Origin of the sequence: Enterobacter sichuanensis, from assembly GCF_002939185.1 — a bacterium.
GTDB classification, from domain to species: domain Bacteria; phylum Pseudomonadota; class Gammaproteobacteria; order Enterobacterales; family Enterobacteriaceae; genus Enterobacter; species Enterobacter sichuanensis.
This window is the reverse complement of the sequence record NZ_POVL01000179.1, coordinates 1-372: the sequence shown is the minus strand read 5'-3', so window position 1 is coordinate 372 and position 372 is coordinate 1. Positions and strand designations below refer to the sequence as shown.

The window sequence follows — 372 nt, the reverse complement described above, 5'->3', positions numbered from 1 at the left end:
TTTTCGTGTACGGGACTATCACCCTGTACCGTCGGACTTTCCAGACCGTTCCACTAACACACAAGCTGATTCAGACTCTGGGCTGCTCCCCGTTCGCTCGCCGCTACTGGGGGAATCTCGGTTGATTTCTTTTCCTCGGGGTACTTAGATGTTTCAGTTCCCCCGGTTCGCCTCGTTAACCTATGTATTCAGTTAACGATAGTGTGTCGGAACACACTGGGTTTCCCCATTCGGACATCGCCGGGTCAAAGGTTCATATCACCTCGCCGGCGCTTTTCGCAGATTAGCACGTCCTTCATCGCCTCTGACTGCCAGGGCATCCACCGTGTACGCTTAGTCGCTTAACCTCACAACCCGAAGATGTTTCACTTC

Annotated in this window: 1 rRNA gene; it reads right to left on the bottom strand. The window is 53.0% G+C overall.

The window, feature by feature from the left end:
* Positions 1–347, bottom strand: a 23S ribosomal RNA gene (locus C5687_RS24390); the annotation flags it as partial.
* Positions 348–372: the final 25 nt, after the last annotated feature.